This is a genomic window from Ketobacter sp. GenoA1, from assembly GCF_003671475.1.
GTDB lineage: Bacteria > Pseudomonadota > Gammaproteobacteria > Pseudomonadales > Ketobacteraceae > Ketobacter.
Map to the genome: position 1 here is coordinate 1 of NZ_RCHM01000032.1, position 24,378 is coordinate 24,378.

A 24,378-nucleotide genomic window follows, 5' to 3' on the forward strand; every position below is an offset into this window, starting at 1 on the left:
TCCCTTAGCGGGTGCGGGGAGTGAGCTCTCTCTTATATTATCCATAGTAGTGTCCACTTATTTTTTAGTGGACACTATGGTCAAGCAGCTAAGCAGGCTTATCCAGATGGGTTTGCCGGACGGTTACGGTAAAACGTACTTTATATAGCGTTCAATTAGGTCGCTGAGAGTGTGCTTTTTGGATTCAGTAGTTTTAAAGTGCCTGCCTTCGCGTATAGCTGCTTCGGTATTGGTAACCCATCTTTTGGCGTCAGTCTTTCTATTGAATGTGGCTGTTTGGGGAGGGAATCCCTTAAGGCGGACTATGGCTTGATAGCGGGTTTCACCCTTACTTGTTTTGCGCTCCCGGATAGTAGCCATGTAGAAGACCTTTAAACTGTTTAAATATACAGCAAAAGGTTACAACAATTGACAATAAACGGCAACAGGGGACTAATAATCACCGGTCGGTGAATATATTTGTTGAAAATTCAATAGGTTATTTTTTGGTTCTTTGGAGGGTCACAAATAAGGCACTTGCATGACTAGGGGTAATAAAAAACGCAGGCTAATAGCCTGCGCTTTTAAAGTATCTGTGTTAGCAGGTTGCGCCCTTCAGCCGCCACCAGCTCCGCTAGTAGTTAGGTACATACTGTGCTTCCTTGTGTTGGTTGGTGGAAGAATTATGATTTGTTGACAATCCAATTATACATGCAATTTCTGACTGTACTTGGCACTATCACCCCAAATATAGTAAAAATTTTCCCAATTCCAAGGCTTGTTTTTGTAAATGTCAAGAGTTTTTCTGTTGCCTTTTTAAGATTACCCACATGTCTTGCTCAGGGGTCATTTCCCCAGAATATATCTCATTAATTTCGCCAGCCTTAAGGAGCTTGAAGTTAGCATCTGTTGGGGTTTTGCTAGAGTCTGAAGTTTTGTTATATGGTTTTTGAGTGCAAATTTGAATATCTTCACAGTCTTTTGAGTTGTGGACTTCAACAACATAGTTTTTAGTATAGCGTCTAACCCACTGGTGGTACTGAACATCGCTTTTGCACCACATCCAGAAACTGACCTCGTAGATGCATTGTTCATCTGACTCAATCCTTATTCCAACTTGCTTGTTGAATTTTTCCCCTTTTATAGGTTCTGGGTCATCCAAGTGAGAGGTTGTAATGTCAGAGAGTTTTGATTTCTTACCATCGGTGGTGATTGTTCTGATTTTTAGCATCTCTCCTTGGATGCCATCCTTTGTGCCAACGTTGTCGGTTTCTATATCTACGTGAAATGTGTCGTCATCTTTGTAAGCGCAGTTGTTATATAAGTTGTGTAGGTGGAACTCCCAGTCGGTTTGGACTTTGAAGGCATCAAGCTCTTCGTTATATGAAATGACGCGGATTCTCACATTTGATTTTTCACTGTAACAGGCTAGTTTCTCAATAGCTTTCTTCGCATATTTTTTTGCGTTAGCCGCCCCTTCGCTATCATCTTTAAACAAAAAGCCAATTCTGTTATCAATGTGCTCTTCTTCTGGTTTCCTAAGTGTTGCGATTGCAATAACTCCACCGATAACGATGAAAAAGATGGTGTCTTCAACTGCGGAGGCCAGAAAGGAAATTTTAAAGTCTGTCCAATCGCTACGCTCGTCGACGGACTCCTCGTTTTCTCTTATGTAAACGGGGGCTTGGCCAGCTTCTTGAATATAGGTGCTTTGTTGGGTTGTAACTCTAACGTCTCTTGTGGGGGGGGAGTATATAAAGATTCCTATGCAAAGAAGAATCCAGCCAAATAGAATTGCTGAAATAATTCTCAAGTTGACTCTTTGGGTTTTGCTTAGCTGAATTCGTTTTGATTTCTTATTTCTGGGCTGCTTCGATTGTCCCTGCTCCCGTTCCAATTCTTCTTTTTTTTCGGCTTTTGCTTCGTGTTTGGTCATTCTGCGGCCCTGCAAAGTATCAGATTTGTCCAGGCTGATAATTAAGATAATTAGGCAGCATAATAGGCGGTCGCTAAGATTGCTAGTGGGTTGGCTGTTGCTGAGTAGCTCGGGGGTGTGACGTGGGTGTGACAAGGATATGAAAAAAGGCCCGCAATTGCTTGCAGGCCTTTATATATGGTGCCCGGAGGCGGAATCGAACCACCGACACGGGGATTTTCAATCCCCTGCTCTACCGACTGAGCTATCCGGGCGTCAAGAGCGCGCTATTAAACCCGCTGAAGACATTTGAGTCAATACCTGAATATTCCAATTGGGAAAGTTTTTCCGAATCAGTCGCTTGGGGGCACATAGCCCTCTGGCTGCTCGTATTCTTCACCGGCAAGGAACTTGTCAAATTCCTGTTGCAGGAAGGTCTGGGTTTCCGGTTCCAACATGTTCAGGTGCTTTTCATTGATCAGCATGGTCTGGTGTTTCAGCCATTCCTGCCAGGCCTGTTTCGACACATGTTCATAAATGTCCTGACCTTTGGGGCCGGGGTAGGGCGCCCGCTCCAGGCCTTCCATCTCTTGTTGGTATTTGCGGCAAAAAACCGTTCTGCTCATGGGGTCACTCACTTGATAGGTTCGGCTTGATGGAGACTGTGAATCAGCTTCTTGATGGGGGCGGCCAGCCCCAGCTGGGTTATCTGGCCCTCGTTATACCAGACCTGCTCAGTGCCTTCCATGATTGCCCGGGGTTTTCGGTTCAGCACCACGTGCTGGGGATGAATGTCCAGGTGGTAGTGGGAGAAGGTATGGCGAAAGGGGGCCAGCGCGGCCTGATGCTGCACCTTGGTGCCGCTCAGTGCCAGGGCATCCTGCAGCGCGTCGGCATGTGGATACTCCGGAAAGCTCCACAGGCCACCCCAAATGCCCTGTTCCGGGCGGCGGTACAGCAGCAGTTCTTCCTTATGTTGTAGCATCAGCATCCAGGTTTGGCGCACCGGCTTGTCTTTTTTCGGTTTGGAATGGGGGTAGTCGGTGGCTTGGCCCTGGGCGGCGCCCCGGCAGCCATCCACCAGGGGGCATAAGGTGCAGGCGGGCTTGCTGCGGGTGCACAGGGTGGCCCCCAGATCCATCATGGCCTGGGTGTACTCCCGGGTGTGGGTGGGGTGGGTGTAGTGTTCGGCGATGCGCCAGAGTTGATCGGCGACTTTTTTGTCACCGGGCCAGCCTGCCACCGCGTGCAGCCGGGTCAGCACCCGTTTTACGTTACCGTCCAGAATGGGGGCGGCAATGCCCATGCTGATGCTGGCGATGGCGCCGGCGGTGGAGCGTCCAATACCGGGCAGCTCGCTGAGTTCAGCCACCGAGCGGGGGAACGCCCCGCCGTGTTCTGCCCACACGGTTTGCGCACACTTGTGCAGGTTGCGGGCGCGGGCGTAATAGCCGAGGCCGGACCAGTGCTGCAGCACCTCATCCTGGGGGCTTTCAGCCAGCGCCTGCACCGTGGGAAAGCGGCCCATAAAGCGTTCGAAATAGGGGATCACCGTGCTGACCTGGGTCTGTTGCAGCATGATCTCGGACACCCATACCCGGTAGGGGCTGATGTCCTGCTGCCAGGGCAGGTCCTTGCGGCCGAACTGGTGATACCAGTCCAGCACCCGGGCCCGCAAGCTGTCTGCGTTCTGTATAAGATCTGAGTTCAAATTTGCACTTTTTGTGACGGATTGTGGTTATAAATTCAGGGGCTTAGCGACAGGTTAGTAAAGCCTTACTGTTCTTGGGCAAATACGCTTTTTGTCCTCTATACTGATTGCTTATGGAGTAGTGAACCTGCCCCAGCCTCTCGGGCGAAGACCATGGATTGTGAAGCAAGGCTCCCTGACAAGTAAAGTATGGATAGACGCAAGGCGCGCTTCAGGCTCGCTCCCACCATTCAAAACAAGCTGTTGGCCGTCATGTTGATTGTAGCGTTGGCGCCCATCATGGTCTTCGGCACTCTTGCCTATTTTAAATCCCGCGAAACCATCATCAATCAGGTGGGCGAACGGCTGCAGGCCACGTCGTTGCTGGCCATGTCCCAGATCGACCGTACCTTTGGTTTTAGCCAGGAAAACATTCGTTCCTGGGCGGCGCTGGATGTGATGCAGGCGGTGGAGCGCGGCGATCCCGAAGGGGTGGTGTCGGAAATGCTGTTTGATTACCAGCGGGCCTACGGTGTCTACAACACCTTGGTGGCGGTGGATGTGGATGGTGTGGTGGTGGCGGCCGGGGATTCCGATCTGATCGGCATTTCCCTGGAACAGGTCGCCTGGTTTCAACGGGTGATGCAGGATCGCCAGCCGTTCTTGTTGCCGTTGCGATTGGATCCCGAGTTGGGCGGGTATGGGGTCAGTATCGTGGTGCCCATTTTCCGCAAGTACCAGCCGGACAAGCTGGTGGGGGTCTTGAAAGCGAGCCTGGACTGGCGCGAATTACTGTCGCAGGTGAGCGCCATTAATGTGGGGCCGGATGAGCAGGAGGAAAGCGGCTACGCGGTGTTGATTGACGTCGACGGCTATGTGCTGGCGGCACCGGATTTTATTCTGTTCGATGAGGACGCCTCGGGGGTGGATGGTTCGACCCGGGTGTACGGCAAGCGTTGGTGGGTGGTGGACAATCCCATGCTGCTGGATCGGCTGCTGAACCGGCCCGGTCACCGCTATATCCGCCGCGGCAAGCAGGAGCTGTTGTTGGTGAACATGCCGGCCAGGGAATTCAAATATATACGTGATACCGGTTGGAGCCTGGTGCTGGTGCGGGATGCCGAGGATGCGCTGAAAGACATCGCCTTTATCCGCGAGCGGGCGCTGCTGATCGGGTTGATTGCGGCGTTGCTGATTGGGGTGGTGGCCTACGTGATGTCGCGCCAGATCGGAGCGCCTATTGCCCGTTTGTCGTCCTGGGCCGAGGAGCTTACCCGCGGCAATCTGGATCGCCAGATCAGCCTGCGTTCCAACGATGAACTGGCCCAGCTGGCCACCTCCCTGGACAACATGCGCTGCAATCTGAAAAAAAATCTGGACGAGTTGTACGATTCGAAAGAGCGTTACCAGTCCATCATCAACTCCATTGATTGTGTGGTGTGGGAGGCGGAACTGAATCCCCCCAAGGTGAGCTTTATATCCGGCCAGGTGAAACATGTCCTGGGGTACAGCTCCGAACAGTTGAAGCAGGAACTGGTGTATTGGCGGCGGCATATTCACCCTGATCATCATGAGCAGGTGCTGGAAGCGTTCCGCTATGCCACCCAGGAAGGCAGTGATACCTACATTGAGTTCAAGGTGCGCCACGGTGATGGCGATTGGGTGTGGGTGAAGGCGCTGGTGAGTGTGGTGATTGAAGGCCTGAGCGTCGTGGGTCTGCGCGGCGTGGTGGTGGACATCAATGAGATCGTACAGGCGTCGGAAGAGATGGAGGAGGCGCGTGACATGGCGGTGAAAACCGCCGAGAACAAGAGCCGCTTCATGGCCATCGTCAGCCACGAGATCCGCACCCCCATGAACGGGATGCTGGGTATGTTGGATATGTTCAATGAAAGCGGGCTGCGGGATGATCAGCAACAGATGCTGGAGTTGGCGAAACGCTCCGGCCGCAACCTGCTGGCATTGGTGGACGATGTGATGGATTTCACCCGCCTGGAAAGCGGGCAAATGCAATTCCATAACGAAGAAGTGAACATACACGACCTGTTCAATTCCGCGGTGAGCCTGGTGGCGGTGGATGCCTATCGGCGCGGGCTTGACCTGGGCATGGTGGCGGAGGCCGGCCTGCCCCAGCGGGTGGTGACGGATGTGACCAAGCTGCGCCAGGTGCTTACCAGCCTGTTGTCCAATGCGGCGAAATTCACCGAGCATGGTTCCATCATGCTGTGGGCGGAGTTGCTGCCGGAAAACCGGCTCTATGTTGAGATCAAGGACACCGGGGTGGGCATTGCCGCCGAGCGCCAGCGCGACTTGTTCCATCCCTTTGTGCAGGAGGATCTCTCCAATACCCGTAAATTCGGTGGCTCCGGCCTGGGGCTGGCCCTGTGTGAGGGGTTGCTCAGGGCCATGGGCGGCAGCATCGGGGTACGCTCCATAAAGGGAGTGGGTTCCTCCTTCTACTTTGAACTGCCGGTGGAGGTGCCTGCCAATCAGACGTCGCTGTCGGTTCGCATGCGCCATGATTTTCAGCAGCAATATCCGGAGGCTGCGGTGTTGCTGATCGGGGATCTGCCGGCTACCCAGATGGTGATGCAGATGGCCTGCCAGCAGTGGGCGCTGGGTTTTCACTGGGAGCCCAAGGAATCCCGTATCATCCGCCAGTTGGATGAGGTTTTGTACCGCCGCAATTACCGCTGGATATTCATCGCCCAGGAAATCAGTGACCGTTTCTGGGAAAAGCTCAACCCCTATCTGGATGAAAAAGACGGCCCTAAAATCATACAGTTAAGAGTGCCCACGGAGCGCTACGGGCAGCGTCCGCTACCCCATATGTATGTGCCGTTCTCACAGCGGCAACTGGCGGATTGCCTGTTGGGGCGGGGCGAAGAGATGGTCCAGGTGGTGCAGTCCAACGTACCCATCCAGTCGGCCTTGCCGCGGGTGCTGGTGGTGGATGATAACGAGGTGAATCGCCGTGTGGCCTGTGGTTACCTGCGTAAGCTGGGATTCAGCTGTGACATCGCCGAAGATGGCCAGCAGGCCCTGGATGCGGTGAAAACGAACCCCTACGGGATGGTGTTTATGGATTGCCAGATGCCGGTAATGGATGGCTACGAGTCTACCCGTGCCATCCGTGAGTACCTGCAGGGCAAGCCGCTGCCCATCATAGCCGTGACCGCCAATGCCATGGAAGGGGACCGGGAATAGTGCCTGGACGCCGGTATGGATGATTATCTGGCCAAACCCCTGCGCAAGGACACTCTGTACAAGATGGTGGAGCACTGGCTCAACCCAGTGCAGGCCCAGGCCCTTGGAAACCGTCCATCGGCTTAGGAATTTCGCCGCCTTCGCGTTATAATCCCCCGCTTTCCCCAATCCATCAGTGGAGTACCCATGTCGCAACGTACGGCCCGCGTTGAGCGCAATACGCTGGAAACCCAGATTACCGTGTCTGTAAACCTGGATGGCACCGGCCAGTGCAAACTGGATACCGGGGTGCCGTTTCTGGAGCACATGATCGATCAGGTGGCCCGTCATGGGCTGATCGACATTGAAATACTGGCCCAAGGGGATCTTCACATTGACGCTCACCACACGGTGGAGGATACCGGCATCACGTTGGGGCAGGCGCTGGCTAAGGCCTGGGGCGACAAAAAAGGCATCCGTCGCTATGGCCACGCCTATGTGCCTTTGGACGAGGCTCTGTCGCGGGTGGTGGTAGACCTGTCCGGCCGCCCCGGTCTGGTGATGGATGTGGACTATACCCGTGCCATGATCGGCGGCTTTGACGTGGACCTGTTCGGTGAATTCTTTCAGGGGCTGGTGAACCACGCCATGATCACCCTGCACATCGATAACCTGAAAGGCAAGAACGCCCACCACCAGGCCGAGACTGTGTTCAAAGCCTTCGGCCGTGCCCTGCGCATGGCGGTGGAGCGGGATGAGCGAATGGCCGGGGTGATGCCGTCCACCAAAGGCACGTTATAGCCACGGTGCCATACGCCCGTCTGTATATTCTGTCGGAAGAAGTAATATGACTAAATCAACCGTTGCTGTGATTGATTACGGAATGGGTAATCTGCACAGTGCCGCCAAAGCGCTGGAACATGTGGCGCCTGCAGCGCAGGTGCTGGTGACGCCGGACGCGGACACCATTCTGTCTGCCGATCGCGTAGTGTTCCCCGGTGTGGGTGCCATTCGCGACTGTGTGGGTGAAATCCGGCGCCTGGGATTGGATGAGGTGGTGCGGGAAGCCGCCAAAAGCAAACCCCTGCTGGGTATTTGCGTGGGCATGCAAAGCATGATGAGCCACAGTGAGGAAAACGGCGGTGTGGATTGCCTGGATCTGTTCCCCGGTGAGGTGAAGTTCTTTGGGGATAACCTGAAGGATGCCAACGGTGAAAAACTGAAAGTGCCCCACATGGGTTGGAACCAGGTGCAGCAGGTCCGTGCCCATCCGTTGTGGCGGGATATCCCCGATAACGCGCGCTTTTACTTTGTGCACAGTTACTATGTGGCGGTGGATGACGCGTCGCTGGTGACCGGCCGTGGTGAATATGGTGTGCCGTTTGTGGCGACCCTGGGGCGCGATAATGTGTTTGCGGCCCAGTTCCACCCGGAGAAGAGCCAGAAATCCGGGTTGCAGTTGTTGCAGAATTTTATGGAGTGGGATGGCGCCGCTTAAGGCTGTTTCTTCGTGGAAATGGTCCTGGCGCCGTCAGCCTGGGAGAAAAAAGGATCTGAAACTCGCCGTGAACCCATCCCTGGGGGCTCCACAGCGACATCCCTGTCGCTGAGGGTTTCAGATCCGTTTTTCTCCCAGGCTTCTGCTGACATAGTCGCGCCACTCAGAAACCCTTTTATGTTGTGATGATACGAGAACCATTATGCTGATTATTCCTGCCATCGACCTCAAAGACGGAAAATGTGTACGCCTGCGTCAGGGCCTGATGGATGACGCCACGGTGTTTTCCGATGATCCGGTTGCCATGGCCGACCAATGGGTGCAACAGGGCGCCCGCCGTTTGCACCTGGTGGACCTGAATGGCGCCTTTGATGGCGAACCGGTCAATGGCGCGGTGGTGCAGGCCATTGCCAAAAAATACCCGGATCTGCCCATCCAGATCGGTGGCGGTATCCGCAGTCTGGAAACCATCCAGACCTATCTGGACTGTGGTGTGGATTACGTGATTATCGGAACCAAAGCGGTGAAAGAACCGGCTTTCGTAAAAGCGGCCTGTGAAAAATTCCCCGGCCACATCATCGTCGGCATCGATGCCAAGAACGGTTTGGTGGCCACCGATGGCTGGGCGGAAGTCTCCGAGATGCTGGCGGTGGACTGCGCCAGGCAGTTTGAAAACGACGGCGTCAGCGCCATCGTCTATACCGACATCAGTCGCGACGGCATGATGCAGGGCGTGAACATCGAGGCCACCGTTGCCCTGGCCGAAGCGATCAGTATCCCGGTGATCGCCTCCGGTGGCGTAACCAACATCGACGACGTAAAACAACTGCTGAAAGTAGAACAGTCCGGTATTGCCGGTGCCATCACCGGCCGCGCCATTTACGAAGGCACCCTGGATTTGAAAGAAGCACAAACACTTTCAGACGCTGCCGAATAACAGCGAGAGAGCAAAACCATGGCCCTAGCCAAACGCATCATCCCCTGCCTGGACGTGGACAACGGTCGCGTCGTTAAAGGCGTACAATTCGTTGATATCCGCGACGCCGGTGATCCGGTGGAAGTGGCGCGCCGTTATGACGAGCAGGGCGCAGACGAAATCACCTTTCTGGATATTACCGCCAGCCACGAGGATCGCGACACCATGGTCCACACCGTGGAGAAAATGGCGAGCCAGGTATTCATTCCCTTAACCGTGGGTGGCGGCATCCGCAAACTGGAAGACATCCGCACCATGCTCAATGCCGGTGCCGATAAAGTTTCCATTAATACCGCCGCCGTTTTCAATCCCGAATTTGTCGGCGAGGCCGCCGCCAGGTTTGGCTCTCAATGCATTGTGGTGGCCATCGATGCCAAACAGGTCAGTGCCCAGGGCGAGCCCAAACGCTGGGAGATCTTCACCCACGGTGGCCGCAAACCCACCGGGCTGGATGCCGTTGAGTGGGCGCGTAAAATGGTGGAGCTGGGCGCCGGCGAGATTCTCTTGACCAGTATGGACCGTGATGGCACCAAGAACGGATTTGACCTGGATGTGACCCGGGCCATCAGCGATGCGGTGCATGTGCCGGTGATTGCTTCCGGCGGTGTGGGCAACCTGCAGCATCTGGCGGATGGTGTCACCATCGGTAAGGCCGATGCGGTGCTGGCGGCCAGCATTTTCCACTTTGGCGAATACAGTATCCAGGAGGCCAAACAGTTTATGGCCGATCAGGGTATTGAAATGCGTTTGGAATAGCGCCCGGGATCATCCATGGCGGAACTGGCAGAACAGCACATCATTGCGCCCTACGACAGCAGTTGGTACCACCAGGGCTGCGCTCTGCGGCGTGAAGTGTTTATGGATGAGCAGGGCGTGTCGCTGGAAGATGAGTTCGACGGCAAGGACCCGGACGCCAGCCATATAGTGACAGTGCAGGATGGTGACGTGGTGGCTGTACTGCGCATTCTCTGGTTGCCGGAGCACGCCAAGATCGGTCGTTTTGCGGTGAAAAAAACGTTACGGCAGCAGGGGATTGGTTCACGCCTGTTCCACACAGCATTGAGTTTCATTGCGCGCAAAGGCCAGCCCAACGTTATGTTGAAAGCACAGCTTGCCAGCATCGGTTTTTACGAACACTTCGGTTTTGAAGCCTACGGTGCAGAATACCTGGACGCGGGTATTCTGCACCGGGCCATGAAAAATTATTGAAAGTGGAAACGGGCGTCCAGCCCCAGCAGGTCCACGTGTTGGTCATCCAGCTTCACGCGCCGGATTGATCCCCCCAGGGTCAGGTTGGGCACCACTTTATAATGAGCGCCAACACCCAGCAGCCAGTCCGTTCCGCCGTCCAGGTCCGGCCGCACATCGGCACCACTCAGATTGATTTCCCCATCCCAGAAAAACAATCCCGCCTCTGCCGACAATTCCAGCTTATCCTGCAATGGCCAGATAAAACGATTGGCCAGCGTCCAGCCTTTGCCGCTGGCCGGGTAGTGGTCATCCAACCCGGCCTGTAGATTGTTGCTGGTGCCGGTGGCGCTGAGATTCACATCCACGTCACCCAGATCCAGGTAGCCAAGCTCCGCGGCAAGCTGTGCCCGGTAGCGGTAACCCAGAGTAAACTGATGGGCAGTGCGGTCCTCATCGTAACGCTGCAAGATTACATCAACATCGTTGGCGGCCATGCCGGAGCGAAAATCCCCGGCAGTTTGACTGCCCCGGGCCTGAAAAAGCGCCAGGGCCACATAACCCCGATCCTGCAAACGCTCCTGCATCTGGGTCCAGTCGGCATGGGCGTTGGGGCTGGCCAGTAAACCCCAGCTCAGTACCCCCCAGCCCAGTGTGGCCGCCAGAGTCAGTGACAGATAGCGGCTGCACTGCCTGCGGCGCCCCCAGGCCAGGGCCGCCAGCATCAGCAGCAGGTTGACCCCGGCGGCGCCACCGGAACCACCGGAGCCTGAGCCGGTGCTGCGAATGTCAGTAAAGGTTTGTTCGATATCGTCATCGTCCAGCACCTGCAGTGCCACACCGCCGGGATCTTCAATACTGGCATTGGCCAGGCCATCGGCATCGTTGGGGCCGCCGTCTTCAATGGTGAGCTGCACACAATAATAGCCGGGCACCAGGCCGGATTCCCAGCTGGCATCCCCAGGGGGAGGGCAGTAGCCCGGATTGCCCGGTGCTGAATGCAACGCATTGTTGGCATCCTCCACGAAGGTGCGCCAGCGCCCATTGAGCAACTTGCGATAGATACCGCCCGCCGGGATGGCGGTGACCTGAGGAATCACGATGCTGACACTTTGCCCAAGGGTCGGCAGATCATGCACTTCAAAGTCGAAGATGCCGCCGCTGAATGCAAAGGCCGAGTCGTCGGCCACGCCCTGGGTTTGCAGGTCACTGCTGTCCACCCGGGCGCCACCGCTGCTGCCCAGCAAGGCGTGCTGGCCCAGCCGGCAGCGTACGCCGGGATCGCATTCCAGCAGATAGGAGTCGGTTTGATCAGATTGCTCCGGCAATACGTTGCTGCTGCTGATGTTGTCCAGGTAATCCAGGATGCCATCGTCATCGCTGTCCGCGGTGCCTTCGCTTTGATCATCCACACCGTCACCGTCGCTGTCGTCCGTACCCAGGGTGGGCAGCGTTGCCACCAACCTGAAGTACAGGGTGGCGGTATCCGTGGCATCGCTATCATCACTCACCAGCACCCGCGCCCGGTACAAACCGGCAGGCAGGGTGGCCGGGTCGAACACCAGCGTGTTGTCATCGGCAACGCCATCCAGCTCCTGCAGTTGGTTGTCACTGCCAGACCAGTCCAGGCTATGGGTATCGCCCGGATTGGGATCAGTGATGGTGGCGCTTAATGTCACCAGGCCATCGTCATTGGTCACCAGTATGGTGTTGCTGCCGTTTTGGGTTAATTGCAACACCACATCCGGCGCCACATTGGTTTCGGCAATGGTGATGCGGTGGCGGTTTTTGGCGCCACTGTTGATGTCATAAATGTCCGGGTTGATGGGGTCATAACCGTTGGCCAGATCCTCGGCGTTACTGGTCATGTCGTCCAAGCGGATCACCAGTACCTCGTTGCCTTCGGCCACCATGTCGTCTGTCAACTGAATGTTGATACTGGCTTCGGTTTCACCGGCCTGAAACACCACCGTGCCATCCACCAGATTATGGTCTGCACTATCGGCGGTGCTGCTGCTGTCGATCAGGTAGGGAACCGTGAGCGGGTATTGGGGGGAGCGTCCGTTGAGGATCACCCGGAACTGCACGCTGGCACCTTCCACGCTGATCTGATCCTTGTTCACCGATACCAGTGGCCGCACATCCACGATCTGGGTGTCGCTGCCCACATTGCCCTTACGATCCTCGGCCTGGTAGGTCACTGTGTTGCGGCCCGGGGCCAACAGCAGGCTGCGGTTGCTCAGATTGACAACCCGGGTGCCGCAGCAACCGGCACCATCGACATTGTCGTACACCAGGCTGTCCAGTGCGGCGTCCTGATCGGTGTCGGTGGTGGTGTTCGGCAGCCCCAGCAGTTGATGCAGTGGAACCGGGGTAAACAGGCCCACGGCGTCGATCACCAGATCAGCGGGGGCGCTGACGATGGGTGCCGTAACATCATAGTAGTCAGCGGCGTCATCCGGATCGGTGTTGTCCAGAGATTCCTGCAGGTTGCTGAGGGTGTCGCCGTCGCGATCTTCGGCGGCATCACTGTCGTCCAGCGGATTGAAACCGTAGGCCACTTCGTACTCGTCGCTCATGCCGTCGTTATCATCGTCGGTGTCGACGCTGTCTTGCGTGCCATCGGTGTCGTTGTCGCCCAACACCGTGATGTCAAAGGCCACCAGGTCCGCTGTCAGGCTGCCGTCCGATACCGTCAACAGGATATTGGAATAAACACCGGCATCGCCCACCACCGGCGTGCCGCTGATTTCACCAGTGCCGGTGTTCAGGCTGATCCAGGCGGGCAGGTTGTTGCCGCTGACGGTGAAACTGCTGTTGTCCACATCAGTGATGGCTGGAGTGAAGCTGTAGGCCTGGCCTTCCAGCAACGTGGTGGTGGGGCTGCCGCTGATTTGCGGAGCATCGTTGACGGCCTGCACGCTGATGCTCACGGTGGCGCTGTTGGAGGTACCACCCAGATCATCCTGCACAGTGTAGGTAAAGCTGTCAGTGCCGTTGCTGTCAGCGGCCGGAGTATAGGTGAGTGTGCCGTCGCCGTTGTCGTTGACATTGCCGGAGGCCGGGGCGCTGACGATCTGGAGTGTGGTGGCGTCCAGGGTGCCATCCAGGTCTGAGTCATTGGTCAGCACGTCGATCACCACCGCGGTATCTTCATCGGTGGTGGCGCTGTCGTTGTTGGCCAGGGGCTCGTCATTCACCGCTTGCACAGTGATGGAAACCGTGGCGGTGTTGGACCATTCACCCAGGTTATCCTGCACCCGATAGGTGAGGCTGTCGCTGCCGTTGAAGTCGGCCCCCGGGGTGTAGGTGATAACACCGTTGCTGACCGACGCCGTACCGTTACCGGGTGTGCTGACTAGTTCCAGTGAGCCGGCGCTCAGGGTGCCATCCACATCGCTGTCGTTGCCCAGGGCATTGATGTTGTAAGCGGTGTCTTCCTGCAGGGAAACGGTATCGTCGGCTGCCACTGGCGCATCGTTAACGCTGTTGATGGTGAGGGAGACGGTGGCCAGGTTGGATGTGGCACCGGCATCGTCCTGCACCACGTAGGTGAAGCTGTCGCTGCCGTTAAAGTCGGCGTCCGGGGTGTAGGTGGCTGCGCCGGTGCTGCTGTTGACGGCCACCGTACCATTGGCCGGTTGGCCCATGATGGTGACAGTGGTGGCATCCACCGTGCCGTCCACATCGCTGTCGTTGTTCACCAGGTCCACGCTAACGGCGTTATCTTCGTCGCTGTTGGCGCTGTCGTTGGCCGCCACCGGTGCATCGTTGACGCCGGTGACGTTGATCATCACGGTGGCGGTGTTGGAGGTGGCACCGTTCTGGTCGTCGATGGTGTAGGTGAAGGAATCACTGCCGTTGTAGTTGGTATCCGGCGTGTACACAACCACCCCGGCATTGACACTGGCACTGCCGTTGGCAGGCTGGGTCAGCAGGCTGATGGTGCTGTTGTCGGCGCTGTCACCGTTGTCCACGTCGGTGTCGTTGGCGGCAACATCGATGTTGATGGGGGTGTCTTCATCGGTGGTGACCACGTCGGCTACCGCCACCGGGTTGTCGTTGACGGCATTGATGGTGATGGACACGGTGGTGGCTGCAGACGTGCCGTTGTACAGATCGTCCACCGTATAGGTGAAGCTGTCATTGCCTTCGTAATCGGCGGTGGGGGTGTAGGTGACAACCCCGGTACCGGTGTTGACACTGGTGCTGCCGTTAGCGGGTGCGCCCACTACTGTGACGCTGGCCGGGTTCAGGCTGCCGTCGCTGTCGGAATCGTTGGCCAGTACATCGATGGCGACCGCATTGTCTTCGTTGGTGGTGGCACTGTCGGCCACTCCCGTGGGTGCATTGTTCACCACGGTGAAGTTCAGGCTGCTGTTGTCGTTGATGCCACTGTAGGGGTTGCCGGCAGTGTCGGTCAGTGCACCACTGCCAATCTGCACATAGTAGCTCTGGGTGGGGGTGAAATTCACAGCGGGATTGATGGTGACGGTATCTCCACTGATGCTGGCCGCCGCCACACTGATGCTCTCCAGCAGGCTGTCGTCGCCGCTGTTGTAAAGATTGATGCTGCCGCTGCCGGCGATTACGTTTTCGCTCAGTTGCAGAACCAGATCGGCGTCGTACTGAACATTGCCGGCTTCATCCGCTGGGGTGGAGCTGTTCAAGGCAGGCGCAGTGGCATCCAGGCTGCTGCTGTCACCCACTGCTGCTGAAATATTGCCGGCCGCATCGGTCACCAATACGTTTAATGTCAGGGTGCCGTCCCCCAGGCCGCCGAGGTTGATGCCCGATACGTTCTGGGTGGCAGAGCTGAGCGTGCCGCTGCCGGTGACGTTGCTGCCGCCACCGCTACTGCTGATGCTGTAGTTGTAGCTGGCACCGACTTCTGCACCGGCGAAACTGAAGTTTCCGGCGCTGGCTTCACTGGCATTGAACAGGCTGTCACCGAAGGCAACGCTGTGGCCGCTGGGTGCCTGGTTGTCCACACTGGCGTTGCTGGTGTCGGCGGTGGTGGTGGTGTTGCCCGCGTTGTCGGTTGCGGTGAAGGACACGTTCAGGTTGCTGGCCTGCAATGATCCGGGTGTGATGGCATAGGTGGCAGTCCAGGTGTCGCTGCTGTTGCTGGCGGCCACAGCGGAACCGCCACCGAACTGACTGAAATCCACGGTGACCGTGCTGATGGTGTCGCTGTTGTTGTTGCCGCCTGCTGTGTCGTTCCAGGTGGCGGTGACGGTGTCGCCCACGATGAAGGCGCCGCCGCTGCCATTGCCGCCACTGATGCTGATGTTGCCATCGGTGACGCTGGGGGCGATGTTGTCCACGCTGGCGTTGCTGGTATCCGCCGTGGTGGTGCTGCCGCCGCTGTTGGTGGCGGTCACCGATACGTTCAGGTTGGTGCTGTCGATGGCGCCACTGGTAATGGTGTATGTGGCGGTCCAGGTGTCACTGCTGTTGCTGGCGGCCACCGCCGCACCACCGCCAAAGGCGCTGAAGTCTGCACTGACGCTGCTGACGCCGCTGTTGTTGTCGCCGCTGCCGGTGTTGTTCCAGGTGACGGTAACCGTATCGCCGATCTTGAATGTGCCGCCGCTGCCGCTGGCGCCACTGATGCTGATGTAGGCGTCGGTAACGGTCGGCAGGCCATTGGCGGTGATGGTGCTGCTGTTGGCCGCTGCCAACCCGCCGGAGGTGGCGTTTAATGCGATGCTATCGCTGATGCCACCCACCGTATAGGTGAGATTCAGGTTGCTGAAGGTGGCTGTACCGGAGCCGGGGGTCAGGGTTACGGTGGTGCCGCTGCCATCGCTGTCCCCGGTGCCGGTGAGACTGTTGACCACGCCGTCCAGCGTACTGTCGTTGGGATCTGTCACCGATAACACAATATCGGTGCTGTAACCGGTGTCCACGGTGCCGTTGCCATCCACTGCCTGTACCACGGGTACGGTAGAAAACGCGGTCGCCTGGGCGCTGTTGATGGTGGTGGGCGCAGGTTCGGTGGCGAACACCAGTGTGGTGGCCACTACATCCGCCGTGACTGCGTTGGCGTCGGTGGTGGACAAATTGCTGCCGGTACCGTCCTCGTCGTTGGCGGTGAGGGTGAAGCTTTGCTGGTCGGCGGTGGCGGTGTAGGTGACATCGGTAAAGGTTGCCACACCACTTACCGCGCTTACGTCCACATCGCCACCGAGGCTGCCGGCACTGGCTTGGCTCAGGGTGACGGTTTCAGTGAAATCCACGTCCGTATTGCCAAAGGCATCACGGGCTGTGACCACGGGTTGTGTGGACAGGGCCGAGCCGGAAACTGATCCGGATGGTTGGGTGGTGAATGCAAGGGCCGTTGCCACTACATCCAGCGTGGTACCGGTGCCGTTGGTGATGGCGCTGGTGGTGCCCATGCTGGTGCTGCCGGCGGCCAGGGTCAGGTCAGTATCGCCATCCACACTCAGTATGATGGTGTGATCTTCGGTGATGTTGCTGTTGGTGTTGTAATACGCGTTCACGGTATAGGTTTCGCTTTCGCCTTCGGCGATGGAAACGTTCAACCCGGAAAAGGTAATGGTGTCCGCAACACTGCTGTAGGAACCGGTTACGTTGCTGGCGTCCGGTCCGCTCAGGCGCCAGATAATATTGCCTCTCTCGGTATCCGTACTGGTGCCGGATACATTGAGCACAATTTGCGTGACGTCCAGGCTGGCATTGTCGCCACCACCGCCATCACTCAAAGTGAAGTCGAATACATCCACTGCCTCGAGATCGCTGTCTGCTGTCGTATCCAGGCCCACCGGTTCGGTTACGGCTGACGACGCAATCAGGTTGGCGTCGCTGTCCAGAGCCGAGGCTGCCGTTACGTAGCCGCTCACGGTAGAGGTGTGATAGTGGATCTCCCACGCGCTGCTGTCTTCCGACACCACCATGGCGCGGTCTGCCACTGAACTGATGGCAAACCGGTCGTTCATGTAGCCATTCAGTTCGAAGTCAAAACCATCAGTCCAGGTGGAGCCGTCATAGGATGTGAGAAAATAAGTGGTGCCACTGCTGCTGGCGAAGTAAAAAGTAGAGCCAACCTGCTGTATGTCCCGGGTGTTGACCACACTGTGGGCGCTGCTGGTGATCTCAGTGGATACCCAGCTGCCCGAGGCATTGGTGACGTAATAGGACAGGCCATCGGTCTGATTACTGTAGGCGTAGTGAATTTTGTCGCTGCTGTCGATGATTACGTTGCCGAAGCGATAAATCTTGGCATCGTTGACCCCGTCCAGGATTTTGGTTTTGGTGGCGAAACTGTCCGACGAGGATGCCCGGTAATAGTTGTCCTGGGCGTTGTTCTGATTGTCTTCGCGGCGATAGAACACGGTGGCGGTGCCACTGCTGTCGGCCACAACGTAAGTGTCGTGTACTTCATCGGTACCACTGCCGGCGATGACCACGTTGCTCATGACCCAGGAGCCGGACACGTTGGTGGCGTAGTTCACCTGATAGCCGCTGCCGTTATAGTACTTGAATGAGGTAAACGCCTTGTCGTTGGCATCCAGGAACAGGTCCACTTCATCAACGGAGTTTCCGGTTTCGGCGATATTGGTAAAGGTCCAGGTGGAGCCGTTGTAATAGCCGTAAAACGGATCGTAGGTCACTGCCATGTTGGTTTCACCGGCGCTGAACACCACATGGATATTGCCGCTGCTGTCCAGCTCGTAATCCACCCGGTTTTGATTGCCCCATCCGGTGTAGGCTCGGCCACTGATATCCGCTGCGCTGAAGGAGGCGTAGTCGCTGAAACCGGAACCATTCCACAATAAAAACTTGATGGTGCCGTTGGCAGAGTGGGCAACGTAGAAGTTACCGCTGCCGTCCACTTTTACTTTCGGGAACTTCCAGGTGCCCACATTGGAAATCAGGCCGGTTTCATAGGCCGGGTTGACCTGAGCCGGTGACGAGGACACTTCCATGCTGGTGTCTTGGCCTGCGATGTAAACCATATAGGAGGCGCCGGCGGTCAATCCGGTGAACGACAGGGTGCCGCTGGTGACATTGGCCACGGTTTTGGTCTGGATGGCGGCGGTGCCGTTGCCGTCGGTGCCGGCCAACACCTGGGCACTGCTGGGCGTTGGTTTGGAGCTGTCCACCAGCACCGCATACACCGTGCTGGTTTCGCTCATGGTGAAATTGACGTCGAAACTGGTGCTGGTTTTATTTGCGACGGTGGTGCTCATGACCACGGGCGAGGTGACACCCTCATGCCAGGTACCACCGTAGTTATTGACGCAGCGGGCAGAGGTGGTGCTGGTATAGGTGTTGGTGTAGTAGGTGCCGCCCCAACTGCTGTGGCAGTGGGCAAACGGGCTGTCAGTGGCAAATTGTTTGCGGCCGATGAGTTCCCCTGACAGGGACGCGGATTGGTCAGTGCTGGCGTCCAGCAGGCCATGTTGCTGCAGGAATGTCAGTGCCTTCGAATCAACCCGGTGTTGTGCTTTCTGTGGTGACTTGCCATGACCGCCAAAGCGGGAAAATGCACTCCGTGATGCAGCACTGTTTCGTGCCGGCGTGGCTTGCTGCTTATCTGCAACATGCACCACCGCGTTGTGTCGTGAGCGGCGGCTGGAGCTGACGTTACGGGAAGCGGTATTCGCGGATGCGGATACTGCCAACAACGGCATCGCCAGGCAAATGGCTTTGGACAGAGAATAACGCTTGAAAGACGGTAACTTGTGCATAGGGCCCTACTACTTAGAATGCAAATTAGTTTTGCAAGCCTGGGTGACTGAAATGGTTGCGCATGCGGGGGTGCGAAGGTTCGATGAACTCGGGAAAATGACAATCAGGCAATACCGCTACATCGTAGATCTGGTCTACATTGCCGGTGAATCGGATGTGTCCCACTTCCTGCTGAGTGTCCAGGTTGAAGATCCACAGACCGGAGAACGTTTCCTGGTGGCGCCGGGCCAGCGGTGCCGGCCGCGTGACATCGGATTGCCGTACTTTGGACAGGCCAACAATCAGCAACGGGCCGCAAAAGGTCATGCCGCGGGTGAAGCCCGCAACTTCCAGCAAGGTTTCCAGTTTGCCGGTGGCGGGGTCGAGGCGGCATACCTGACCCTGGCCGGAATTGCAGAAATACAGCCGATCGTTGTACCAGCGTGGTGAATGGGGCATCACCAGTCCACGCAGCAGAATTTCATTGTGCTCCACGTCCATTACGGTGCCGTCAAACGCGGCCCCTTTACGCCAGTGGGCTTTTTCATTGGCGGTGGAAAACGTTGTCACGTAGGCGGGTTTGCCGTCGCGCAGGGTCATACCGTTCAGGTGGCAACGGTCTTCGGCCACCAGTTCACTGATAAAGTGGGGTTTCCAGCGCGGCACAAAGCTGTAATCCGGTTCCAGTGTGCAGAGGCAGGAAAAACTGGAGTTCACCACCCACAGGCCTTCATCGCCCCAATCAATGTCGTGGATATTGATCATACCGGTATAGTGCGCCGAGCGGCTGATGTAGCAGCCGTCAATGCGCTGATCCAGCGGTGCCAGCAACGCTTCCTGCTGGCGTTGCCAGGCCTCCCGTTCTTGCTGCTGTTCTGCAGTCAGGCCGGTTGTGGTAGCTGATTCTGTTTCGGGTTCCGCCGGGCTGTGGAGTCGGGGCGCGGTAATGTCCTCCTCGATGGCGGCCAGAGGACGTTTTATCTGAGGCAGCAGGCCGTCTTCCCGCTGAAAATGCAGCACCTGGGTAAAGATGCCCAAGGTGAGCCCTTCGTCGGTGGCCACCAGGCCCATGGGGCGGGGAAAGCTCTTGAAGTTCACATCCAGTTGTTGGCCATCACTGCGTACCACCATCAGCCGACCGGCCTGGTACGAGGTGAAGGCCAGACTGATGTTCAGTTGTTGCAGCACCTGCGGCAGATTGCTGCTGTACTGGCAGGAAAAATCCATTTCCTGTGTTACCGGGTCAGTCATGGGAAGCCCCCTGTTGCAGTGCGCTCAGCAGGGCTGTCAGATCCTGCCGGGGATCGCGGGCCAACAGCAGTGCCAGAGCAGCGGTTACCTGGCTGCTGGCCAGAGAGGTGCCGCCGATTGGCGCGAAGCCGCCATCCACCGCCGTACTGCGCATGGGTTCTGCCGTCAGAACCAGATCAACGCTGGGCCCGAAATTACTGTGGGGTGAATTCATTCCCACCACGATGGCGGCGTCAATGGCTGCTTCGCTGCTGGTGGCGGTGATGCGCTGCCCCTGGTTGCCTGCGGCAAACACCACGGCGGTGCCGCGTCCGTCGCGGCCATACTGCGCCAGCGCAGAAACCGCGTCCGCCACGGGCTGCAGCAGGCCATGGCTGTGCCAGCTGCAATTGATGATGTCGGCGCCGGCCAGTTGCGCCAGATGAAACGCCAACAGGGTATTGGAGGTCCAGGTGTCCGGTTGGCGAATGGCAATCAATTCCGCATCAGGAACCAGACCCGGTTGATCCAGACCTTCTGTGGCGGCAAACAGTACTCCGGCAACCCGGGTGCCGTGGGTGTCGGCGGCGAGCTGGGGGCTGGCGTCCAGTTGGCGTTGCCCGATGTCGTAGGCAAAGGCCACCTTGGTTTGCCGCAAGGCCGGGTGGGTGAGGTCGATGCCATCATCAATGATGGCAATGCGTATCCCCTGGCCCCGGTTGTGCTGCTGCAGCACAGGCCAGTTCAGTCGCAGCGCCGGCAGTGCAGTGTTGCGGCCACCGGTCACCCCATGACTGGCGTGGGCCGGTGTGCGTTGTTGCAGCAGGTCCGGTTGAGCCCAGGCCACCTCGGGCCGGGCTTCAAGTGCATTGAGGACCGTTTGCAGGTTGTCCGGGCGGGCATCAATCTCAAGCAGGTACAAATGGGTTTGGCCCAATTGAAACAGCGGTTGTACGCGGTTGATGGCCGGGTGTGCGCGTTCCAGCGGTGGACTATTGTCCGCATGGGTTCGGACAATGATGCGTGGGGCAACCTGAAAGCGCCGGCCATCGGCAGTCTGCCAGTACGGCATGCCTTCATCGGTGTATATCACCACGGTATTGGTGAAATTGGAAAACCTGAGATCGGCGGCAATCGCGGGATGAACCAGCAGTATTAGCATCCAGGCAGCAAGCCAAGGGGTTTTCATTAAGTTCCGAAACTCCATGGAAACAATGAGTCACGGGGCAGCCACAAGCGTGCCCACGGGTGACGTTGTCTGTGAAACGATTTAACAGCTAAGCAGTGGATATGGGGGTTGGCAAGCCACCGGCCGATGCCGGTGGCAAATGTTCTAAGGGCTAATGAAAGGATAGCGTGACGCTATAGTCACCGCTGTGTGCCGGCATGAATATGGCGCTACCCGGCAGGGCGCTCGCCAAGCAGTTGCAACGTGGTGTCCGCGAAATAAAAGCGCTGCAGGTGGCGGCGTATGAGGGGTTCGGCGATGTCGTGCTGCAACAGCAGTTGTGCCAGATCCGGGGCGTAATTCAGGATTTCCGATACCACCATGTCCTGGGTGACACCCAGATCCTGCAACATATAGTCGACGGTTTCGTCGCCGTATTTGGTAAAGACAAACTTGACTCCGGCATCGATGCAGGATTTCAGGTAGTCCGTATGGCGGAACTGCAGCCAGAACTCGTAACCCAGTACCATCAGTTCCTGCAAATCCATCTCAGTAAAGTAGCGTTGGAAGCCAGACACTTTCCAGGTTTTGATGTCGTCCCACAGGTCCAGCACACTGTTTAGAGCGGTATCCCGATAGAGGTCATTATCCAGAATGTCATCCACCAGGCGAATGGATTGATCCACGCTGGCGCGGGAGAGTTGTTTGCCCATGCTGTGCATGTTTTCCGCCAGCCCCGGTGCCTGATCGTTAAGCCAGGCCCGCAACCGTTGTACCCCGCTGGCAACCGGCGCGAGTTTCACCAGTTGATTCTGTTCCAGGGCATAGCCTTTGGCCACGGTAAACACCACATCGGCCAGGAATTCGCGGAAGGGGGCACTGCCGCGGATATTGTTCACCGCTTCATCCAGCAGGCTGCCCCGCTCAAAAATCTTTTCCAGAAAATCATTGACGATGTCGTCGGGCAGAACTTCCTGCACCGAGGTCAACTCGTTGTTGGGATGTTCGTAAATAATGTTGGCAATTTCACCGAATAATTCCGGAATGCCCCCTTCTATTTCCATCTCCACGGCATAACGCCGGGCGGTGGCCTTGACCTTGTCTTCCGATATGGCCTCGCGCAACGTCAATGCGCCTATTTTTTCATAGAGGTAGGGCAGTTCCTGCTCCAGCAGGGATTGCAGTTTATCGGTGGTCAGCTCCTGTAACCAGAACTGCACCTGGGCATCCAATAAAGATTGAGCCAATTGTTGTGCGTGTTCACTCATGGTTACACCGTACTCGAGAAGTTTGTTGCATGGTACATCAGTACCGCGGCGAGTTCGAGAAGGTTCCGTGAAGGGTCAGTCGGAGAAATTCAGGCGCTGGCTTTCCGGTGCCGGCATGGCCACGATCAGCTCCATGATTTCCTGCAGATCGATCGGTTGATCCACGGGCTGGCCGTGAAACATGACCAGTTCAGAGGCGTCTACCAGCTGCACACCCAGTTCACCAAGGCGCGGCAGCGCCTTTTCAAGATAGGCCAGGGTGGCCGGATAGGGATGGCCGATGGCGATGGCGTGCCCCCGTTTGTGGGCGATGCGCACCAGTGAGCGGAACATGCGGTCGATGTCCGCTTCGCTTTGCACATTGTCGAGAAAAACGTCCCGTTTCAGGGACGGTATGTGATAGTGCTGCGCTGATCGATTGGCTACCGAATGGGGGTTGGTCATGCTGTCGATAAAGTACAGGGGGCGTGTCTGCACCTCTTGCATCAACCAGTGCATGATCTGCACATTGGTGGTGACATGGCTGCCCATGTGGTTGTTCAGGCCCGCAATGTGGGGTACGGAATCCAGCGCGCTTTTGACCCGCTGTTTGACTTCGTGTTCATCCAGTTCACTGGTGAGCCCGCCCTCGTCCAGACGCCGATTCGGGTCGCTGCTTTCCATGGGCAGGTGCAGGATCACTTCACGATTGCGATCATGGGCGGCCTGGGCCAGGGTTTGGCTGTAGGGGGTGAAGGGAATGATGGCGTAAGTCAGGTTACCCGGTAGCTGCAGTGCCTGCTCCCCGGCATGGCGATTGTAGCCCAGGTCATCCAGAATGATGGCGATTTTAGGCAGCTCCTCAGTGGGCTCGGGCAGGATTTGCGATGGCGCGGCACTGCCGGGTGCGGAACACAGCAGGAGCAGTAGCGTTGAAATTGCGGCGGTGATTCGGAGCATTCTATCTCGGGACAACGGCTTCAGAGCAACGGGGAATTGTATAGTGAAAGTGTAGTGTATTTGGGGGTTGGTTTGCCCAATCAGTGCCGGTAGGGTGGTTTTTTTGTGAGCCAGTTCTCCTGTTCAGGTGCCCGGAAAGACAAGCAACTTGCTCAGAGCCGCTCCAGTCTCAGTTCGTGAAATGACAATACTTTGCCGCCTTGTTGATGGGCAAAGGATTGTGCGGATTCTTCAGTGGCAAAGGAGGCCAGTGTCGGGCCCATGGCACCCCGTTGCTGTGAGCCCACGACGAACCAGGCTTTATAGGCATTGATCAGGTGGCGATCATCCGGGTGATGCCAGTCGCTACGGGCCATGTCGTGTACAAATAGCGCCTGAGTGTTGGGGGTGTTTTCCGGTTGCAGGTACCAGCTGATCAGGTCGCGGGTGGAGCAGAATTTCACTACCTGAGGGGAACGGCCCACGAATGCCTGTCCTTTGGGGCCGGGGAAGCTGAGGATGGCCATGCCACACAGGTGACATTCATCGGCTTGGGTAAATGCCTGCGGGATCATGGCAGTGACGGATTCATCCTCCTGGCAGGCGCCCAGAAGCATGCACAGCCCAAGTCCGAATAGGTATTTTGCCAGCCGTTGCATAGTGGG

Annotated in this window: 15 protein-coding genes and 1 tRNA gene; 6 read left to right on the forward strand and 10 right to left on the reverse strand. The window is 57.1% G+C overall.

The genetic code is table 11. The features are described from left to right. Nucleotides 1-772 precede the first annotated feature (772 nt). From D9N13_RS12890 to mutY, 4 genes are all read right to left on the reverse strand, one after another. Entirely contained in the window at nucleotides 773-1,915 is a 1,143-nt protein-coding gene (locus tag D9N13_RS12890; protein ID WP_290590644.1) for a hypothetical protein, read from the reverse strand. Nucleotides 1,916-2,093: 178 nt separating this feature from the next. Then, nucleotides 2,094-2,169: transfer RNA gene (locus D9N13_RS12895), tRNA-Phe, on the reverse strand. 78 nt (nucleotides 2,170-2,247) lie between these two features. Then, nucleotides 2,248-2,520 (reverse strand): oxidative damage protection protein, encoded by a 273-nt coding sequence (locus tag D9N13_RS12900; protein WP_290590647.1) that lies wholly within the window; start codon nucleotides 2,518-2,520, stop codon nucleotides 2,248-2,250. Between the two features lie 8 nt (nucleotides 2,521-2,528). Beyond that, on the reverse strand, nucleotides 2,529-3,605 hold the full coding sequence (mutY, locus tag D9N13_RS12905; protein WP_290590649.1) for an A/G-specific adenine glycosylase: 1,077 nt from the start codon (nucleotides 3,603-3,605) through the stop codon (nucleotides 2,529-2,531). Between the two features lie 189 nt (nucleotides 3,606-3,794). On the opposite strand from mutY, the gene D9N13_RS12910 reads away from it, so the two are divergent. The 6 genes from D9N13_RS12910 (at nucleotide 3,795) to D9N13_RS12935 (ending at nucleotide 10,453) form a co-directional block, all read left to right on the forward strand. Next, complete coding sequence (locus tag D9N13_RS12910; RefSeq protein ID WP_290590652.1) at nucleotides 3,795-6,791, forward strand: ATP-binding protein; 2,997 nt, start codon at nucleotides 3,795-3,797, stop codon at nucleotides 6,789-6,791. 186 nt (nucleotides 6,792-6,977) lie between these two features. Further along, nucleotides 6,978-7,571: an imidazoleglycerol-phosphate dehydratase HisB gene (gene hisB, locus D9N13_RS12915; protein ID WP_290590655.1), complete on the forward strand. Its 594-nt coding sequence runs from the start codon at nucleotides 6,978-6,980 to the stop codon at nucleotides 7,569-7,571. Nucleotides 7,572-7,617: 46 nt separating this feature from the next. Next, nucleotides 7,618-8,268 (forward strand): imidazole glycerol phosphate synthase subunit HisH, encoded by a 651-nt coding sequence (hisH, locus tag D9N13_RS12920; protein WP_290590657.1) that lies wholly within the window; start codon nucleotides 7,618-7,620, stop codon nucleotides 8,266-8,268. 202 nt (nucleotides 8,269-8,470) lie between these two features. After that, nucleotides 8,471-9,205 carry a 1-(5-phosphoribosyl)-5-[(5-phosphoribosylamino)methylideneamino]imidazole-4-carboxamide isomerase gene (gene hisA / locus D9N13_RS12925; RefSeq protein ID WP_290590660.1) on the forward strand — a complete coding sequence of 245 codons (735 nt, stop codon included), beginning with the start codon at nucleotides 8,471-8,473 and terminating at the stop codon, nucleotides 9,203-9,205. 18 nt (nucleotides 9,206-9,223) lie between these two features. Then, on the forward strand, nucleotides 9,224-10,000 hold the full coding sequence (hisF, locus tag D9N13_RS12930; RefSeq protein WP_290590663.1) for an imidazole glycerol phosphate synthase subunit HisF: 777 nt from the start codon (nucleotides 9,224-9,226) through the stop codon (nucleotides 9,998-10,000). A 15-nt stretch (nucleotides 10,001-10,015) separates the two neighbouring features. Continuing rightward, nucleotides 10,016-10,453: a GNAT family N-acetyltransferase gene (locus D9N13_RS12935; protein ID WP_290590666.1), complete on the forward strand. Its 438-nt coding sequence runs from the start codon at nucleotides 10,016-10,018 to the stop codon at nucleotides 10,451-10,453. Here the strand turns inward: D9N13_RS12935 and D9N13_RS12940 are convergent. The 6 genes from D9N13_RS12940 to D9N13_RS12965 form a co-directional block, all read right to left on the reverse strand. Further along, nucleotides 10,447-19,149, reverse strand: a complete 8,703-nt coding sequence (locus D9N13_RS12940; RefSeq protein ID WP_290590669.1) for a tandem-95 repeat protein — start codon at nucleotides 19,147-19,149, stop codon at nucleotides 10,447-10,449. The two genes, D9N13_RS12935 and D9N13_RS12940, sit on opposite strands and share 7 nt — an antisense overlap. A gap of 25 nt (nucleotides 19,150-19,174) precedes the next feature. Continuing rightward, the gene (locus D9N13_RS12945; RefSeq protein ID WP_290590672.1) at nucleotides 19,175-20,380 is read right to left on the reverse strand and encodes a TIGR03032 family protein; all 1,206 of its coding nucleotides are present in this window, start codon (nucleotides 20,378-20,380) and stop codon (nucleotides 19,175-19,177) included. Further along, on the reverse strand, nucleotides 20,373-21,548 hold the full coding sequence (locus D9N13_RS12950) for a S8 family peptidase (protein WP_290590674.1): 1,176 nt from the start codon (nucleotides 21,546-21,548) through the stop codon (nucleotides 20,373-20,375). Before D9N13_RS12950 ends, D9N13_RS12945 begins: the two co-directional genes overlap by 8 nt. Before the next feature lie 209 nt (nucleotides 21,549-21,757). Beyond that, complete coding sequence (locus D9N13_RS12955; protein WP_290590677.1) at nucleotides 21,758-22,795, reverse strand: hypothetical protein; 1,038 nt, start codon at nucleotides 22,793-22,795, stop codon at nucleotides 21,758-21,760. A 75-nt stretch (nucleotides 22,796-22,870) separates the two neighbouring features. Further along, a complete protein-coding gene (locus D9N13_RS12960) occupies nucleotides 22,871-23,734 on the reverse strand; it encodes a divergent polysaccharide deacetylase family protein (RefSeq protein ID WP_290590680.1) in 864 nt (287 codons plus the stop codon). A gap of 152 nt (nucleotides 23,735-23,886) precedes the next feature. Further along, entirely contained in the window at nucleotides 23,887-24,372 is a 486-nt protein-coding gene (locus D9N13_RS12965; RefSeq protein ID WP_290590683.1) for a nitrous oxide reductase accessory protein NosL, read from the reverse strand. Between the last annotated feature and the right edge of the window lie 6 nt (nucleotides 24,373-24,378).